This window comes from Pseudomonas sp. S49 (genome assembly GCF_009866785.1).
Lineage (GTDB): Bacteria > Pseudomonadota > Gammaproteobacteria > Pseudomonadales > Pseudomonadaceae > Aquipseudomonas.
Window position 1 is genome coordinate 4,906,300 of the sequence record NZ_CP019432.1, and the last position, 14,949, is coordinate 4,921,248.

General features: G+C 59.9%; 13 protein-coding genes. 2 read left to right on the plus strand and 11 right to left on the minus strand.

Translation table 11 applies throughout. The features are described 5' to 3' along the window. Window positions 1-10: 10 nt before the first annotated feature. From fabD to PspS49_RS21565, 4 genes are all read right to left on the minus strand, one after another. On the minus strand, window positions 11-949 hold the full coding sequence (gene fabD / locus PspS49_RS21550; protein ID WP_160041413.1) for an ACP S-malonyltransferase: 939 nt from the start codon (window positions 947-949) through the stop codon (window positions 11-13). 123 nt (window positions 950-1,072) lie between these two features. Next, complete coding sequence (plsX, locus tag PspS49_RS21555; protein WP_150775179.1) at window positions 1,073-2,083, minus strand: phosphate acyltransferase PlsX; 1,011 nt, start codon at window positions 2,081-2,083, stop codon at window positions 1,073-1,075. Between the two features lie 4 nt (window positions 2,084-2,087). Continuing rightward, window positions 2,088-2,270 carry a 50S ribosomal protein L32 gene (gene rpmF, locus PspS49_RS21560; protein ID WP_003179396.1) on the minus strand — a complete coding sequence of 61 codons (183 nt, stop codon included), beginning with the start codon at window positions 2,268-2,270 and terminating at the stop codon, window positions 2,088-2,090. A gap of 13 nt (window positions 2,271-2,283) precedes the next feature. Next, window positions 2,284-2,811, minus strand: coding sequence for a YceD family protein (locus PspS49_RS21565; RefSeq protein ID WP_038364482.1), 528 nt, complete (start codon window positions 2,809-2,811; stop codon window positions 2,284-2,286). Window positions 2,812-2,916: 105 nt separating this feature from the next. On the opposite strand from PspS49_RS21565, the gene PspS49_RS21570 reads away from it, so the two are divergent. Further along, window positions 2,917-3,495 carry a nucleoside triphosphate pyrophosphatase gene (locus PspS49_RS21570; RefSeq protein WP_127929335.1) on the plus strand — a complete coding sequence of 193 codons (579 nt, stop codon included), beginning with the start codon at window positions 2,917-2,919 and terminating at the stop codon, window positions 3,493-3,495. 86 nt (window positions 3,496-3,581) lie between these two features. Here PspS49_RS21570 and sppA read toward each other — a convergent pair whose 3' ends face one another. Genes sppA through rluC form a run of 3 tightly spaced genes read right to left on the minus strand, consistent with a single transcriptional unit; the run spans window position 3,582 to window position 6,204 of the window. Next, window positions 3,582-4,571, minus strand: coding sequence for a signal peptide peptidase SppA (sppA, locus tag PspS49_RS21575; protein ID WP_034155357.1), 990 nt, complete (start codon window positions 4,569-4,571; stop codon window positions 3,582-3,584). A 24-nt stretch (window positions 4,572-4,595) separates the two neighbouring features. After that, window positions 4,596-5,258, minus strand: a complete 663-nt coding sequence (locus PspS49_RS21580; RefSeq protein WP_095120585.1) for an HAD-IA family hydrolase — start codon at window positions 5,256-5,258, stop codon at window positions 4,596-4,598. Then, window positions 5,245-6,204, minus strand: coding sequence for a 23S rRNA pseudouridine(955/2504/2580) synthase RluC (gene rluC, locus PspS49_RS21585; RefSeq protein WP_102900029.1), 960 nt, complete (start codon window positions 6,202-6,204; stop codon window positions 5,245-5,247). Before rluC ends, PspS49_RS21580 begins: the two co-directional genes overlap by 14 nt. A gap of 699 nt (window positions 6,205-6,903) precedes the next feature. Between rluC and rne the strand changes: the two genes are divergently transcribed. After that, entirely contained in the window at window positions 6,904-10,143 is a 3,240-nt protein-coding gene (gene rne, locus PspS49_RS21590) for a ribonuclease E (protein WP_160041415.1), read from the plus strand. A gap of 270 nt (window positions 10,144-10,413) precedes the next feature. On the opposite strand, the gene PspS49_RS21595 is transcribed toward rne, so the two are convergent. Genes PspS49_RS21595 through PspS49_RS21610 form a run of 4 tightly spaced genes read right to left on the minus strand, consistent with a single transcriptional unit; the run spans window position 10,414 to window position 14,775 of the window. Further along, entirely contained in the window at window positions 10,414-11,010 is a 597-nt protein-coding gene (locus tag PspS49_RS21595) for a nucleotidyltransferase family protein (RefSeq protein ID WP_127929338.1), read from the minus strand. Beyond that, window positions 11,007-11,987, minus strand: a complete 981-nt coding sequence (locus PspS49_RS21600; RefSeq protein ID WP_127929339.1) for an XdhC family protein — start codon at window positions 11,985-11,987, stop codon at window positions 11,007-11,009. Before PspS49_RS21600 ends, PspS49_RS21595 begins: the two co-directional genes overlap by 4 nt. Continuing rightward, window positions 11,987-14,308: a xanthine dehydrogenase family protein molybdopterin-binding subunit gene (locus tag PspS49_RS21605; protein WP_160041418.1), complete on the minus strand. Its 2,322-nt coding sequence runs from the start codon at window positions 14,306-14,308 to the stop codon at window positions 11,987-11,989. The genes PspS49_RS21600 and PspS49_RS21605 overlap by 1 nt, the downstream gene beginning before the upstream one ends. Further along, window positions 14,305-14,775 (minus strand): (2Fe-2S)-binding protein, encoded by a 471-nt coding sequence (locus tag PspS49_RS21610; protein WP_160041420.1) that lies wholly within the window; start codon window positions 14,773-14,775, stop codon window positions 14,305-14,307. Before PspS49_RS21610 ends, PspS49_RS21605 begins: the two co-directional genes overlap by 4 nt. Window positions 14,776-14,949: the final 174 nt, after the last annotated feature.

A 14,949-nucleotide genomic window follows, 5' to 3' on the forward strand; every position in this document is an offset into this window, starting at 1 on the left:
TTCTCCTGATTCAGGCTTGCGCTGCACGGGCGGCAGCGAAAGCGTCTGGGGTATTGAGGTTGGAAGTCGCCACGCCTTCGGCGCAACGCTTGTTCAGACCGGCCAGGACTTTACCCGGGCCGCATTCGACCAGATTGGTCGCGCCCCTGGCAGCCAGAGTCTGTACCGACTCGACCCAGCGCACGGGCTTGTAGAGTTGTTCGAGCAGATCACGCTTGAGGGTTTCCAGATCAGCCGGCACTTGCGCGCTGACGTTCTGTACGACCGGGATCTGCGGCGCCTGCCATTCGATGGCAGCAATGGATTCGGCGAAGCGCTCAGCGGCCGGACGCATCAGCTCGCAATGCGACGGCACGCTCACCGGCAACGGCATGGCACGCTTGGCACCACGCGCCTTGCAGCCTTCGATGGCGCGCTCGACCGCAGCCTTGGCACCGGCAATCACCACCTGGCCAGGCGAGTTGAAGTTAACGGCGCTGACCACTTCACCTTGTGCAGCTTCAGCGCAAGCTGCCAGCACGTCGGCATCTTCCAGACCGAGAATGGCAGCCATGCCGCCCTGCCCGGCCGGAACCGCTTCCTGCATCAACTGACCGCGGCGCTCAACGAGCTTGACTGCGTCAGCCAGCGTCAGGCTGCCGGCAGCGACCAGCGCGCTGTATTCACCCAGGCTGTGACCGGCAACAAAGGCCGGACGCGCACCGCCTTCAGCCAGCCACAGACGCCACAGGGCGATCGAAGCGGTCAGAATGGCCGGTTGGGTTTTATCGGTTTGATTAAGCTGCTCTTCCGGGCCCTGCTGGGTCAGTGCCCACAGGTCATAACCCAGAGCCTCAGAGGCTTCTTTGAAAGTTTCGAGGATCAACGGATATTCCGCGCCCAGCTCGGCCAGCATGCCGAGGGACTGCGAACCTTGTCCTGGAAAGACGAATGCGAGGGAAGCAGACATGTAACAAGCCCCTAATGATCTTGTCGTCGGAAAATGACGCCCCACTGGGGGACGCAAGAAACTGACAGTTGGATGGCCCTTTGAACCGGGCGGTCACATTTAAGCATTGTCCGACGAAAACGCCTAAGACAACAAATCCTCCAGACGACCGTGGAGGCGCTCAGGAAGATTTTCCTGAATCTCGATCAGCGCACGCGAAATAGCACTCTGAAAGCCCTGAACCCCAGCCGAACCGTGACTTTTCACGACGATGCCCTGCAAACCGAGGAAGCTTGCGCCGTTATGTCGCGCCGGCGCCAGATCCGCCTGCAAACGCTTCATCAAAGGCAACGCCAAAGCCCCCACTGCACGGGAGGCCAGATTCTTTTTGAACAGCGCCTCAATGCGCGCAGCAATCATCGTCGCCAGGCCTTCGCTGGACTTGAGCAGGATGTTGCCGACGAAACCGTCACACACCACGACATCGGCCTCGCCACGATACAAACCGTCGCCTTCGATGAAGCCGATGTAGTTGATGCCACGCGCAGCCTGCAAAAGCGTCGCGGCCAGTTTGACCTGCTGATTACCCTTGATGTCTTCGGTGCCGATGTTCAACAGCGCCACGCGCGGGCGATGGATGCCCAGCGTCTGCGCCGCCACCGAACCCATCACCGCAAACTGCAGCAGATGCTCGGCGCTGCAATCGACATTGGCGCCCAGATCGAGCAACTGACAAAAACCCTTTTGCGTCGGAATCGCCGCCACCATCGCCGGGCGATCGATACCCGGCAACGTCTTCAGCACAAACCGCGACAGCGCCATCAACGCACCGGTATTGCCGGCACTGACGCACGCTTGCGCCTTGCCATCACGCACCAGCTCCAGGGCGACACGCATCGACGAGTCCGGCTTGCCGCGCAAGGCCTGGGTCGGCTTTTCGTCCATGGTGATGACTTCGCTGGCCGCAACAATCGTCAGGCGCGCGCGATCGGCAGCCGATTGGCCGTTGATCAATTCTTCAAGAAGGGAGGGTTGACCGACGAGGGTCAGATGCAGCGAGGGTGTAGCAGACAGGCAAGCAAGGCTGGCCTGAACAATGCTGCGGGGACCGAAGTCCCCGCCCATTGCGTCAATCGCGATGACTTGAGCGGACAAGTGATTACTCGTCAGCGCCCTTGTCGATCACTTTACGGCCACGGTATACGCCTTCTGGCGATACGTGGTGACGCAGGTGAACTTCACCAGTGGTTTTTTCTACAGACAGGGTGCTAGCCTCGAGAGCGTCGTGCGAACGGCGCATGTCACGGGCAGAGCGGGATTTTTTGTTCTGCTGAACAGCCATAATTGATTAACTCCTAAACGTTTGGGTCACGCTTTAACTGCGCCAATACACTGAACGGGTTGGACCGCGTTACCTCGTCCTCGCTCGGTTCGGGCTCATCTGCTCCCGCCGGCTGCTGGCATTCTTCCGGATGATGAGCAGGCACAATAGGCAAAGCGAGCAAAAGCTCTTCTTCGACCAGTGACTGCAGATCCAATGGATCTTCGCCCAGTTCCAGCACGTCATAACCTTTCGGTAACGACTGGGTATTCGCACCCTCCTTCACTACAGCGTAACTGCATTCGCTGTGGATCGGCAGGGTGACCAGCTCAAGACAACGCTGGCAAACCATTTTGACCTCGGTGTCGATAAAGCTGTGGATCACCACAGATTTACGTTCATCTCGTTCAAAAACGAATTTCGCCTGCACCGTACCGACATCGTCGGAAAGCGGGTCGCAGAGTCTCTTCAAATCGGCCAGCAGCAGTTCACCTTGAAGGGTGGTGCCACGGTCAGCCAATTTGCGCGGGTCAACGTGAGGTGGAATCGGGTCATTCAACATAGGCGCAGCATTATAGGGATGCACCCACCCATGTCAAAGGAAATTGTGCCCTGTCCGTCACTTGCGTGCCTCCGCTAGAATTCGCACCTGCCTCAGGAGACGCGAATGCTGCCTTTATTACTCGCTTCAAGCTCGACCTATCGTCGCGAATTGCTTGCCCGCCTGCACCTGCCGTTCGTCTGCAGCTCGCCGGATATCGATGAAAGTCATCGCCCGGGCGAGCCTGCCATCGAACTGGTGAAACGCCTTGCCGAGCAAAAAGCCCGGGCGCTGGCTGACAGCCATCCCGCTCATCTGATTATCGGCTCGGATCAGGTAGCCGTCCTCGGCGAACAGATCATCGGCAAGCCGCATACCTTCGAGAAGGCTCGCGAGCAACTGATGGCCGCCAGTGGCGCCAGCGTGACCTTCCTGACCGGCCTTGCGCTGCTTAACAGTCAGACCGGTCAGTGCCAGGTCGATTGCGTGCCGTTCACGGTCCACATGCGCACACTGGATCAGGCAAGCATCGAACGCTATTTGCGCATTGAACAGCCTTACGACTGCGCAGGCAGCTTCAAGGCGGAAGGCCTCGGTGTGAGCCTGTTTCAATCTACCGAAGGCCCTGATGCCACAAGCCTGATCGGCCTGCCGCTGATTCGCCTGATCGACATGCTACTGGTTGAAGGCGTGCAGATCCCTTAAAGCAAAAGATCGCGGCCTGCGGCAACTCCTACACCGATCTCTGTAGGCGCTGCCGCAGGCTGCGATCTTTTGATCTTTACAACGAACTAACGCAACGAAGGTCCGTGGAAACCCATCCACATCGCCAATTGCTCTGCCACGCTGGCACCGAGCTTCTTCGAGAAGCGATCGAACGGCGATTCTTGAACGGTAAAATCCACCAACTCTTTCTCGCCAATCACGTCCCGCGCCACCGAACTGGCATTACCCAGCCCGTCGATCAGACCCAGCGGCAGCGCCTGCTCGCCCGACCAGACCAACCCGGAGAACAGCTCTGGATGATCCTTGTCTTTCAGACGATCGCCACGACCCTGCTTGACGCTGTTGATGAACTGCTTGTGCGTGGTATCGAGCACACTCTGCCAGAACGCGGTTTCTTCAGGTTTCTGCGGCTGGAACGGATCCAGGAACGATTTGTGCTCGCCCGAGGTATATGTACGACGCTCGACACCCAGCTTTTCCATGGTACCGACAAAACCGTAACCGGCCGCCGTCACACCAATCGAACCAACCAGACTCGCCTTGTCGGCGTAGATCTGATCCGCCGCGCTGGCGATGTAATAGGCACCGGACGCACCGAGATCGGAAATGACCGCATACACCTTGATCTCCGGATGCAGGCCGCGCAGGCGCTTGATCTCGTCATACACGTAACCCGACTGCACCGGACTGCCGCCCGGGCTGTTGATCCGCAGGATCACACCCTTGACCTTCTTGTCCTCGAACGCCGCTCGCAGACTGCCGACAATATTGTCGGCGCTGGCCGGCTCCTTGTCGGCGATCATGCCGGTGACGTCGATCAACGCGGTGTAGTTCGGTCCGCGCGTGGCGCTTTTTTCCATGTCCATCAGCGGCGTGAACAAAATCAGCGCCACAAACAGATAAACAAATGTCAGCAGCTTGAAGAAAATCCCCCAACGCCGTGAACGACGCTGCTCCTGAACACCAGCCAGCAGCGTCTTTTCCAATAGCTTCCAGCTTTTCTGATCACCGTCGTCGGCACTTGCCTTGGCCGGTGCTTTCCATTCGTCGGTCATGCCATCCACCCCAGCAAAAACGTATTAAGCCTGCTTCTCCAGCCAGGCATGCAATTCGGAAAAACGGTCGATCGACAGCCGCGGCTCGAACTGCTGCAGCGATTCGATCGATTGCGCGCCATAACTGACCGCCACCGAATCCATCCCCGCGTTACGCGCCATCAGCAGATCAAAGGACGAATCGCCGACCATCAGCGCCTGCTCCGCACGCACACCGCAATGCGCGAGGATCTGCTCCAGCATCAGAGGGTGCGGCTTGCTGGCAGTTTCATCGGCCGCACGGGTGATATCGAAATAATCTTCCCAGCCATTGGCCTTGAGCACCCGATCCAGCCCGCGACGATTCTTGCCAGTGGCGACGGCCAGGTGATAACCCTGCTCGCGAAACGACGCCATCGACTCGACTACGCCTTCGAACAACGGCGAAGGCACGGCTTCTGCGGCGATGTAGTGATCGGCGTAATACTCGCGAAACAAGGTCATTTCGGCGTCGCTGATTTCGGGATACAGCGTACGGATCGCCTCAGGCAAACCCAGACCGATGATGCCTTTGACGGCGAAATCATCGCGCAACTCGAAACCGGAACGCCCGGATGCCGAGTGCATCGCCTCGACGATCCGATGGATGGAATCGGCCAGCGTGCCGTCCCAATCAAAAATCAAAAGCTTGTAATCAGATGGGCGCACTCAATCGCTCCACGGTCTTGGCCCACATTTCATCGACCGGCGCCTGAAGGGTCAGCTTGCCGCCATCGGGCAGCGGCACGGTCAGCATGTAAGCGTGCAGAAACAGCCGCTTGCCGCCCAGATCGCGGATTTCCTTGGTGAAATCCTCGTCGCCATACTTGCTGTCACCAGCAATGCAATGGCCAGCATGCAAGGTGTGCACGCGAATCTGGTGGGTGCGACCGGTAACCGGTTTAGCCTCGACCATGGTGGCAAAATCACCGAAGCGGCGCAGCACTTTGAACAGAGTCAGGGCTTCTTTGCCCTCGTCATTGACTTCGACCATGCGCTCGCCGGAACGCAGATTGCTCTTGAGCAATGGCGCACTGACTTTCTTGATTGAGGTCGCCCAGTTGCCGCGCACCAGCGCCATGTAGCGCTTGTCGACGCCATCACCACGCAATTGCTCGTGGAGGTGACGCAACATGCTGCGCTTTTTGGCGATCATCAGCAGGCCGGAGGTGTCACGGTCGAGACGGTGAACCAGTTCCAACTCTTTGGCATCGGGACGCAACTGACGAAAGGCTTCGATCACGCCAAAATTCAAGCCGCTGCCGCCGTGAACCGCAATGCCAGCGGGCTTGTTGATCACGATCAGGGCTTTGTCTTCGAAGACAATCGAGGCTTCCAGACGCTGCAGCAAACCCTGTGCAAGTGGCACCGGTTCGTCGCGCTCAGGCACGCGAACGGGCGGCACGCGCACGATATCACCGGCCTGCAGCTTGTATTCTGGCTTGATCCGACCTTTGTTCACGCGCACTTCGCCTTTACGCAAAATGCGGTAAATCAAGGTCTTGGGCACGCCTTTGAGCCGGGCGAGGAGGAAATTGTCGATTCGTTGGCCGGCATACTCCGGCGAGACTTCAAGCAATTGAACGCCTGGAGTCGAAGGGGCAGTAGTTGTCATGCCGCGGATGATAACAATTTTTATGGAATTGAAGCACTTAATCATTGCTGCTATAGTCGCGAACGCCGCCAAAAGCGGCCTGGACAGAGGAACCACGGTCAAAAACCGGCCCTGACCAACGCAATTCACCAGGACGCGAGGCCGTCCTACGGGGCTTTCGCTACGTAACGGTGGAGTTTTCAGTTGTAACGAGCGCAGGTGACATGAGGCCTGAATTACACCGCCGAGCAGAGTTTTAACTCGCCTGGCAGGCACACATTCAAGGCCAGTTCACAAAGTGCAGTCAGCTGCAGATGACCCCGAGCGAATGCTTCGGAAACAACGCCTGAATTAGCCATGATGCGTGACCTCCCCTTTCGGAGCTCACGGTAAATGCCAACCCGCTGCGGATTCTGCGCGCGGCAGCACCCGAATTATCAGGGATACGTGTAGGGTGGAGATGCACAACCGCTGGACTGTGTAGCAATAGGCTTTATCAAGACGCTTCATCTCGTCCACAGCCGCTGGTTGATTCCTCCTCCTGACTGAGTGCTTAAGTAGCCACAGCAAGCAGGACGCGTACGTCGCTGTATCGGCCCAATTGGCCGCATATCGCTGGACACGGGAATGGCCAACCACTCCCGACGCACCTGACACCGACCGTGAGAAGTCGTGTGTGCCGAACGCCGTTTCCGGCAGCCCGGAAACCGACGGTACTACATGAAAAGAATGCTGATTAACGCAACTCAACCCGAAGAGTTGCGTGTTGCACTGGTAGATGGCCAACGCCTCTACGACCTGGACATCGAATCCGGTGCACGCGAGCAGAAGAAGGCCAACATCTATAAAGGCCGCATCACTCGCATCGAACCAAGCCTTGAGGCTGCCTTTGTCGATTTCGGCTCCGAGCGCCACGGCTTCCTGCCCCTCAAAGAAATCTCCCGCGAATACTTCAAGAAAGCCCCTGAAGGCCGCGTCAACATCAAGGACGTCCTGAGCGAAGGCCAGGAAGTCATCGTTCAGGTCGAAAAAGAAGAACGTGGCAACAAGGGCGCAGCCCTGACCACCTTCATCAGCCTGGCCGGTCGTTACCTCGTGCTGATGCCGAACAACCCGCGTGCCGGCGGCATTTCCCGTCGCATCGAAGGCGAAGAGCGCAACGAACTGCGTGAAGCGCTGAACGGCCTGGTTGCACCGGCCGACATGGGTCTGATCGTGCGCACTGCCGGCCTTGGCCGCAGCAGCGAAGAAATGCAGTGGGACCTCGATTACCTGCTGCAACTGTGGACCGCCATCAAAGAAGCCTCGCTGGATCGCTCCGCGCCGTTCCTGATCTATCAGGAAAGCAACGTGATCATCCGCGCCATCCGCGATTACCTGCGCCAGGACATCGGCGAAGTGCTGATCGACAGCGTTGAAGCCCAGGACGAAGCCCTGACCTTCATCCGCCAGGTAATGCCGCAGTACGCCAGCAAGATCAAGCTGTACGAAGACAGCGTGCCGCTGTTCAACCGTTTCCAGATCGAAAGCCAGATCGAGACCGCTTTCCAGCGCGTCGTTGAACTGCCTTCCGGCGGCTCCATCGTCATCGATCCGACCGAAGCCCTGGTGTCCATCGACATCAACTCGGCGCGCGCCACCAAAGGCAGCGATATCGAAGAAACCGCTCTGCAGACCAACCTTGAAGCCGCCGAAGAAATCGCCCGTCAGTTGCGCCTGCGCGACATCGGCGGCCTGATCGTCATCGACTTCATCGACATGACCCCTGCCAAGAACCAGCGCGCCGTGGAAGAGAAAGTCCGCGAATGCCTGGAAGCCGACCGCGCCCGCGTGCAGATCGGCCGCATCTCGCGCTTCGGCCTGCTGGAAATGTCCCGTCAGCGCCTGCGTCCATCCCTGGGCGAAAGCAGCGGCATCGTCTGCCCGCGTTGCAACGGCACCGGCATCATCCGTGACGTTGAATCGCTGTCGCTGGCGATCCTGCGCCTGATCGAAGAAGAAGCCCTGAAAGACCGTACTGCCGAAGTGCGCGCTCAGGTGCCGATCCCGGTCGCCGCGTTCCTGCTCAACGAAAAACGCAACTCGATCACCAAGATCGAACTGCGCACCCGTGCCCGCATCATCATTCTGCCGAACGATCACCTCGAAACGCCGCACTTCGAAGTTCAGCGTCTGCGTGATGACAGCCCGGAAGCCGCGACCAACCAGTCCAGCTACGAAATCGCTGCTGCCGCTGCCGAAGTCGAAGAAGTCCAGCCAGCCGCCGCGACCCGCACCCTGGTTCGCCAGGAAGCCGCGGTCAAGACTGCTCCGGCCCGTGCCAACGCTCCGGTTCCGACCGAAGTCGCCGCACCTGCCGCTCCGGCACCGGCTCCAGTTGCCGCGCCAGAGCCAAGCCTGTTCAAAGGCCTGGTGAAATCGCTGGTCAGCCTGTTCGCCACCAAAGAAGAGCCAGCCGCTCCGGTTGTGGTTGAAAAACCAGCCAGCGAACGTCCGGCCCGTAACGAAGAGCGTCGCAACGGTCGTCAGCAGAGCCGCAACCGTAACGGTCGCCGCGATGAAGAACGCAAGCCACGCGAAGAACGTGCGCCACGTGAAGAACGCGCCCCGCGTGAGCCGCGCGAAGAGCGTGCTCCACGTGAAGCCCGTGAAGTCCGCGAGCCTCGTGAAGCCCGTACCGAAGCTGCACCGGCCGCTCGTGAAGAACGCGCGCCACGTGCACCGCGTGAAGAACGTGCACCGCGTGCTCCGCGTGAAGATCGCAAGCCACGTGGCGAGCGTGAAGAGCGTGTACGTGAACTGCGCGAGCCTCTGGACGCCGCTCCAGTTGCTCCAGTTGCTGCAGCCACCGCAGCCGTTGCCGCTGAAGAGCGTCCGGCCCGTCAGCCACGTGAAGAGCGCGCACCGCGTCCGCCGCGTGAAGAGCGTCAACCACGCGCCGAGCAGGCCGCTGCTGCCGTCGCTGAAGAAGAAGTGAACATCAACGAAGAGCAACTGCCGGAAGACGGTTCGGAGAACGCCGAGGGCGATCGCCCACGTCGTCGCTCGCGCGGTCAGCGTCGTCGCAGCAACCGTCGTGAGCGTCAGCGTGATGCCAACGGCAACGTGATCGAAGGTTCGGAAGAATCCGAAGCCGGCGAAAACGCTGAAGAGCCAAGCACTGCCGATCTGGCTGCCGGCCTGGCGGTGACTGCTGCTGTTGCCAGCAGCGTGATCAGCGCTCCGGCTGAAGCACAAGCTCACGAGCAAGCAGAGCGCGCCACTGCCGCCGTTCAGGAAACTGCTGCTGTGGAAGCGCCGGTTGTTGAAGCGACCACTCCGGTAGAAGTGGTTGCTGCTCCGGAAGTCGAAGTCGCACCGGTTCAGGAAACCCTGCCTCAGGTCGAGCCAGCGCCAGTTGTGTTCGCCGAACCGGTGGTTGAAACCGTCGCTGAAACCGTGACCGAAACCGTGCGTGAAGTTCGCGAAGAACAAACCGCTTTCAACTGGGTTGCCGAGCCAACCGTGACTGAAGTACCAGCACCTGCTGCTGAAGCTGAAGTCCCGCAAGCGATGGTTTCCGAGCCAGTGGTTGCGGCTGCCGAACCTGCTCCAGCGCCAGTCGTTGAAGCACCGGTTGTTGAAGCTCCGGTCGTCGAGGCGCCTGTAGTGGCCGAAGCACCAGCCCCGGCAGTTGAAGCACCGGCTCCGGTCAGCGCCCTGACGCCAAGCGGCCGCGCGCCGAACGACCCGCGTGAAGTGCGTCGTCGCAAGCGTGAAGAAGAGCGTCTGCAGAAGGAAGCCGAACTGGCTGCCGCTGCTGCTCCTGTTGCTGAAGTGGTCGAGGCAGCGCCTGCCCCGGTCGCTGAAGAAGCGGTTGTCGAAGCAGTGATCGCTGAAGCGCCACGCTCCGTTCAGGACGCGGTCGAGCAGCACCAAGAGGCCGAGGAAAAAGAACACGAGCCTAAACCACTCGTGTAATTTCCAAAGCCGTTAAAAAGCCCCGCCCGGTGAAAACCTGGCGGGGCTTTTTTATGCCTCGATTTTTTGTGGTGGACTCTAGATCCAACCCCCTCACCCCAGCCCTCTCCCCACGGGGCGAGGGGGAAAGGGAGCCGATCTCCGTGTGCTTCAAGGCCGGAGTTCGACTCGAAGTTTCAGGTCGGTGTAGCTCGAAAGAACACCTCGGTCAGTCCCCTCTCCCTCTGGGAGAGGGTTAGGGTGAGGGCTTCTAAGGAATTCACACAGATCTCAAGACGAGGCAAAAACCAAAGCCTCAGGCACATCGATATCCCACAGAACACCTGGGTCATCGACAGCAATCTCCACCACCCTGCCCTGCTTGAACAAAGGCCTGGCCCCGCGATCACCGCTCAACCCCTGCAACCCCAAACCAAACGACCGCCCAAACCCCACCGGATGGCCAAACTCGCCATCCTGCACCGGCACGCTCACCGCATCGTCAGCAATCGCCGCAACCACCCGCTCGATACTCGACGGCAAGATAAACGGCATATCACCCAGCACAATCAACCAGCCATCGGCATCCGGGCAAGCTGCAACCCCGGCGGCAATGCTGTCACCCATTCCGGTCGACTCGATCGAAACAACCTCACAGCCATAAGCCTGCGCCATGCGCATCGCCTGCGGCCGCGCCTCAGTCGTCACCAGGACGCGCTTATCAAGATCGGCCGGCAGATTCACCAACACCTGCTCGATCACCGAACGCACCGCACCATCACGACCAGTGCAATCCGCCAGCAACTTGTCTTTGTCGGCACCCGCCACCTGGCGAAAGCGACTGCCCTCGCCCGCTGCCAGCACAATCACTGCAATGGATCGACTCATGCGCCCTCCAGTGTTTTCTTCTGCTTCAACTCGACGCCGTTCTTGATCGCGACGATTTCCGCCAGCAAGGACAAAGCAATTTCCGCCGGCGAATGACTGCCAATGTGCAAACCGATCGGGCCATGCAGTCGATCGATCGCTTGTACCGACAAGCCTAGCTGAGCCAGATTCTCCCGGCGCTTCTGACTGTTGACCCGCGAGCCGAGCGCCCCCACATAGAAGGCTGGCGAATCCAGCGCCGTCAGTAACGCCATGTCGTCCAGACGCGGATCATGGGTCAACGCGACAATCGCTGTGCGCTCATCGGTCTGAATGCTCAACACCGCGTCATCCGGCATGCCCGGGACGAAGCGTCCGTGATGCTCTTCCCAGCCGTAGACAAACTCGGTGCGTGGATCGCAGATCAGCACTTCGAAATCCAGCAGTCGCGCCATGTCCGCGACGTAGCGCGACAACTGCCCGGCACCGATCAACAACAGACGCCAGCGCGGGCCGTAAATGGCGCGCAGGGTTTTGCCATCGAATTCCAGCGAATCGGATTTACTTGCCGGGGACAGAAACACTTCACCGGTGTCGATGTTCAACTCGCGAGCAACAATCTCGTGGGCCTCGCAACGGGCCAATAGTTCGGCAACCCACGCCGGATCGCCAACGCGCTCTTCGGTCAGGCGCAACGTGCCGCCGCAAGGCAAGCCAAAACGCGCCGCCTCCTCTCGCGTGACACCATAAGTGATCAACTGCACCGGCGGCCCGTCGGTAGCGATGCGGCCGTCGTGCAGACGGGCGATCAAGTCATCCTCGACACACCCGCCCGACACCGAACCAATCACCACGCCATCCTCGCGCAACGCCAACATGGCACCGGGTGCGCGGGGCGCCGTGCCCCAGGTTTGCACCACACTGAACAGCACCACCCGCTGTCCGGCGCGGCGCCATTCGAGGACGCTGCGCAGGACATTGAGGTCGACGCTGTCCATTACGCCTCTGCCTTCTGCCAGCCCTGCAACTGATAACGCACCGGCAGATTGCGAATGCGCTTGCCGGTGGCGGCGAAGATCGCGTTACACAAGGCCGGAGCAATCGGCGGTACGCCCGGTTCGCCGACACCGCCCAAGGGCACGTCGCCCGGCGGTGTCACCAGATGCACGGCAACTTCCTTCGGCGCCAGCGACATGCGCGCCACTTCATACATATGGAAGTTGTCCTGCTGGACCTTGCCGTCCTTGAAGCTGATTTCGCCCAGTACTGCGTTGCCCAGGCCCATAACGCAGGCGCCTTCGAACTGCGAACGGATACGTTCAGGGTTGATCTGCGGTCCGCAATCCACGGCGATGTCAGCCTTGTGCACGATCAGCGTACCGTCGTCTTTTACTTCAACCTCAATCACCGCCGCCACGTATGTGACGAAGCTGTAATGCACCGCCAGGCCAAGACCACGGCCCTTGGGCAGTTTGCGTCCCCAGCCAGCAGCTTTGGCTGCGGTTTCCAGCACGGTGCGCATGCGCCCGGTGTCGATCGGATAACGCTCGGGAGATTCGCCATAGTTCCACTCTTCGCTCAGCGTGCGCGGGTCGATCTGACGATCAGGGCCAAGCAGTTTGATCTGGTATTTGAGGGGATCCTCACCAGCCTTGTGCGCCAGTTCATCGACGAAGCTCTGGATGGCGAAACCATGGGGAATGTTCGATACCGAGCGATACCAGCCAACCCGCGTGTGCACCGTCGCTTCGGGGTTTTCCAGGCGCACATTGGGAATTGCGTAGGCCATGTTGGTGAAGCCCATGCCCAGTTCGAATGCCGCTTCATGGTTCATGCCCGGCGCGAACAACGCAGTGATGCTCGGTGCCACGGTGCGATGCAGCCAACCGGACGGCATACCGTCCTTGCCCACGCCCGCCTTGAGGTACTCAGCAGACACGGTATGAAAATACGAGTTGTGGATGTCATCTTCACGCGTCCACTGCACCCGCACAGCTTTGCCGGGGAACTCCTTGGCGAGGATCGCCGCTTCGACGACAAAGTCCGGTTTCGACTTGCGACCGAAACCACCGCCGAGCAGCGTGACATTAAAGGTGACGTTGTCGAACGGCAAACCAAGGCGCTCGCCGATTCGCTCACGGGTGACTTGCGGCGCCTGACTCGGTGCCCACGCTTCGCAAACGCCGTCCTTGTAACGGGCGATGGCGACCATCGGCTCCATGGGTGCCTGGGCCAGATGCGGTAGATAATAGGAAGCTTCGAGGGTGCTGGCAGCGCCGCTCAGGGCTTTATCGATATCTCCGGTATTACGCACCACTTTGCCAGGCTTCAGCGACGCAGCTTCCAGTTCCTTGCGATAGGCGATCGAGTCATAACTGGCGTTCGGGCCGTCATCCCATTCGATCTTCAGCGCCTCACGGCCCTTGATCGCTGCCCAGGTATTGCTGGCCACCACGGCCACACCGCCCAACGGTTGGAATTCCGAAGGCAACGGGCGGCTTTCGATCTGGATGACTTTGAGCACGCCGGGGACTTTCAGCGCAGCGCTGTCATCCACCGATTTGACCTTGCCGCCGTACACCGCCGGACGAGCGATGGTCGCGTACAACATGCCATCGAAATGCACGTCGGCGCCGTACACCGCACGACCGTTGACGATGTCGTCACCGTCGATGGCTTTGGTGCCTTCCTTGCCGATGTAGCGAAACTCCGACGGCTGCTTAAGACGCAAGCTGTCCCGTGCCGGTACCGCCAACGCACTGGCTGCGCCGGCCAGTTCGCCGTAGCCCAGCTCTCGGCCGGACGGTTTATGGATGACTTTGTGCAACTGCGCGTGGCATTCGCCCACAGGCACTTTCCACTGCGCAGCGGCAGCTTGCTCGAGCATGGTTCGCGCCGCCGCGCCGCAACGCCGCATCGGCTCATACCAGTGGCGCATGCTGCGCGAACCGTCGGTGTCCTGGTTGCCGAAACGTACTTCATCACCCGGCGCCTGCTGCACTTTGACGTGCGCCCAATCGGCCTCCAGCTCATCTGCGACAACCATGGTCAGACTGGTGCGCACGCCCTGGCCCATTTCCGAACGATTGCACACAACGGTGACGGTGCCGTCGGCGGCGATGCTGACGTAGACCTTCGGATCATCAATCCAGCCGTTGGGCATGCCATCGGCGCCGAACTGTTTCGGTTTGTCTTCGGCCAACGCATCCTGCCAGCCCCAACTCGCGGCCAGCACCAGCGCACCAGTGGCGCCGACGCCTTTGAGAAAACCGCGACGGCTGAGATTGCTCAGGGCGAAATCATTCGGAAGACGGCTCATGCCTTGGCCTCCTTCAAGTGAGTGGAAGCCTGACGGATAGCGGTTTTGATCCGGTTATAGGTGCCGCAGCGGCAAATGTTGCCGACCATGGCTTCCTCAATCTGCTCGTCGCTCGGATTCGGATTGGTCTTGAGCAATGCCGTGGCCGACATGATTTGCCCGCCCTGACAGAAACCGCACTGCGCGACGGCTGAGTCGAGCCAGGCTTGCTGGACCACCTGCCCGACCGGGTCAGCATGAAGATTGTCGATGGTGGTGACGCTCTGCCCGATCACCGAGCCGATCGGCGTGATGCAACTGCGCGCCGGCAAGCCATCGATATGAATGGTGCAGGCGCCGCACAGGCCCATGCCGCAACCGAATTTGGTGCCGTTGTAACCGGCGACATCACGAATCGCCCACAATAGCGGCATGTCTTCAGTGACATCGAGGGGATGGTCTTGACCGTTGAGTTTCAGGGTAATCATGGGCACGCCCGCATATTTTTAGTGGTTATGGGGTCGAGCAATCTGCCGCCATTGAATCGGCGGTGGTTCACGCAGATCGACTCAGGCTAATCAGGCTCTCTTGTACCGACGCGAACGTCTGCACCGGGCCTTTTGTGGAGCAAATGACGGTTATCGTTAGCTCGCTAAGTTAAC

Bases quoted from the DNA above. Each gene is read 5' to 3' on its own strand.
- PspS49_RS21565 (WP_038364482.1), bottom strand. From the start codon at position 2,811: ATGTTGAATGACCCGATTCCACCTCACGTTGACCCGCGCAAATTGGCT.
- rpmF (WP_003179396.1), bottom strand. From the start codon at position 2,270: ATGGCTGTTCAGCAGAACAAAAAATCCCGCTCTGCCCGTGACATGCGC.
- PspS49_RS21570 (WP_127929335.1), top strand. From the start codon at position 2,917: ATGCTGCCTTTATTACTCGCTTCAAGCTCGACCTATCGTCGCGAATTG.
- PspS49_RS21600 (WP_127929339.1), bottom strand. From the start codon at position 11,987: ATGGACAGCGTCGACCTCAATGTCCTGCGCAGCGTCCTCGAATGGCGC.
- fabD (WP_160041413.1), bottom strand. From the start codon at position 949: ATGTCTGCTTCCCTCGCATTCGTCTTTCCAGGACAAGGTTCGCAGTCC.
- PspS49_RS21605 (WP_160041418.1), bottom strand. From the start codon at position 14,308: ATGAGCCGTCTTCCGAATGATTTCGCCCTGAGCAATCTCAGCCGTCGC.
- rluC (WP_102900029.1), bottom strand. From the start codon at position 6,204: ATGACAACTACTGCCCCTTCGACTCCAGGCGTTCAATTGCTTGAAGTC.
- sppA (WP_034155357.1), bottom strand. From the start codon at position 4,571: ATGACCGACGAATGGAAAGCACCGGCCAAGGCAAGTGCCGACGACGGT.
- PspS49_RS21595 (WP_127929338.1), bottom strand. From the start codon at position 11,010: ATGAGTCGATCCATTGCAGTGATTGTGCTGGCAGCGGGCGAGGGCAGT.
- PspS49_RS21610 (WP_160041420.1), bottom strand. From the start codon at position 14,775: ATGATTACCCTGAAACTCAACGGTCAAGACCATCCCCTCGATGTCACT.
- rne (WP_160041415.1), top strand. From the start codon at position 6,904: ATGAAAAGAATGCTGATTAACGCAACTCAACCCGAAGAGTTGCGTGTT.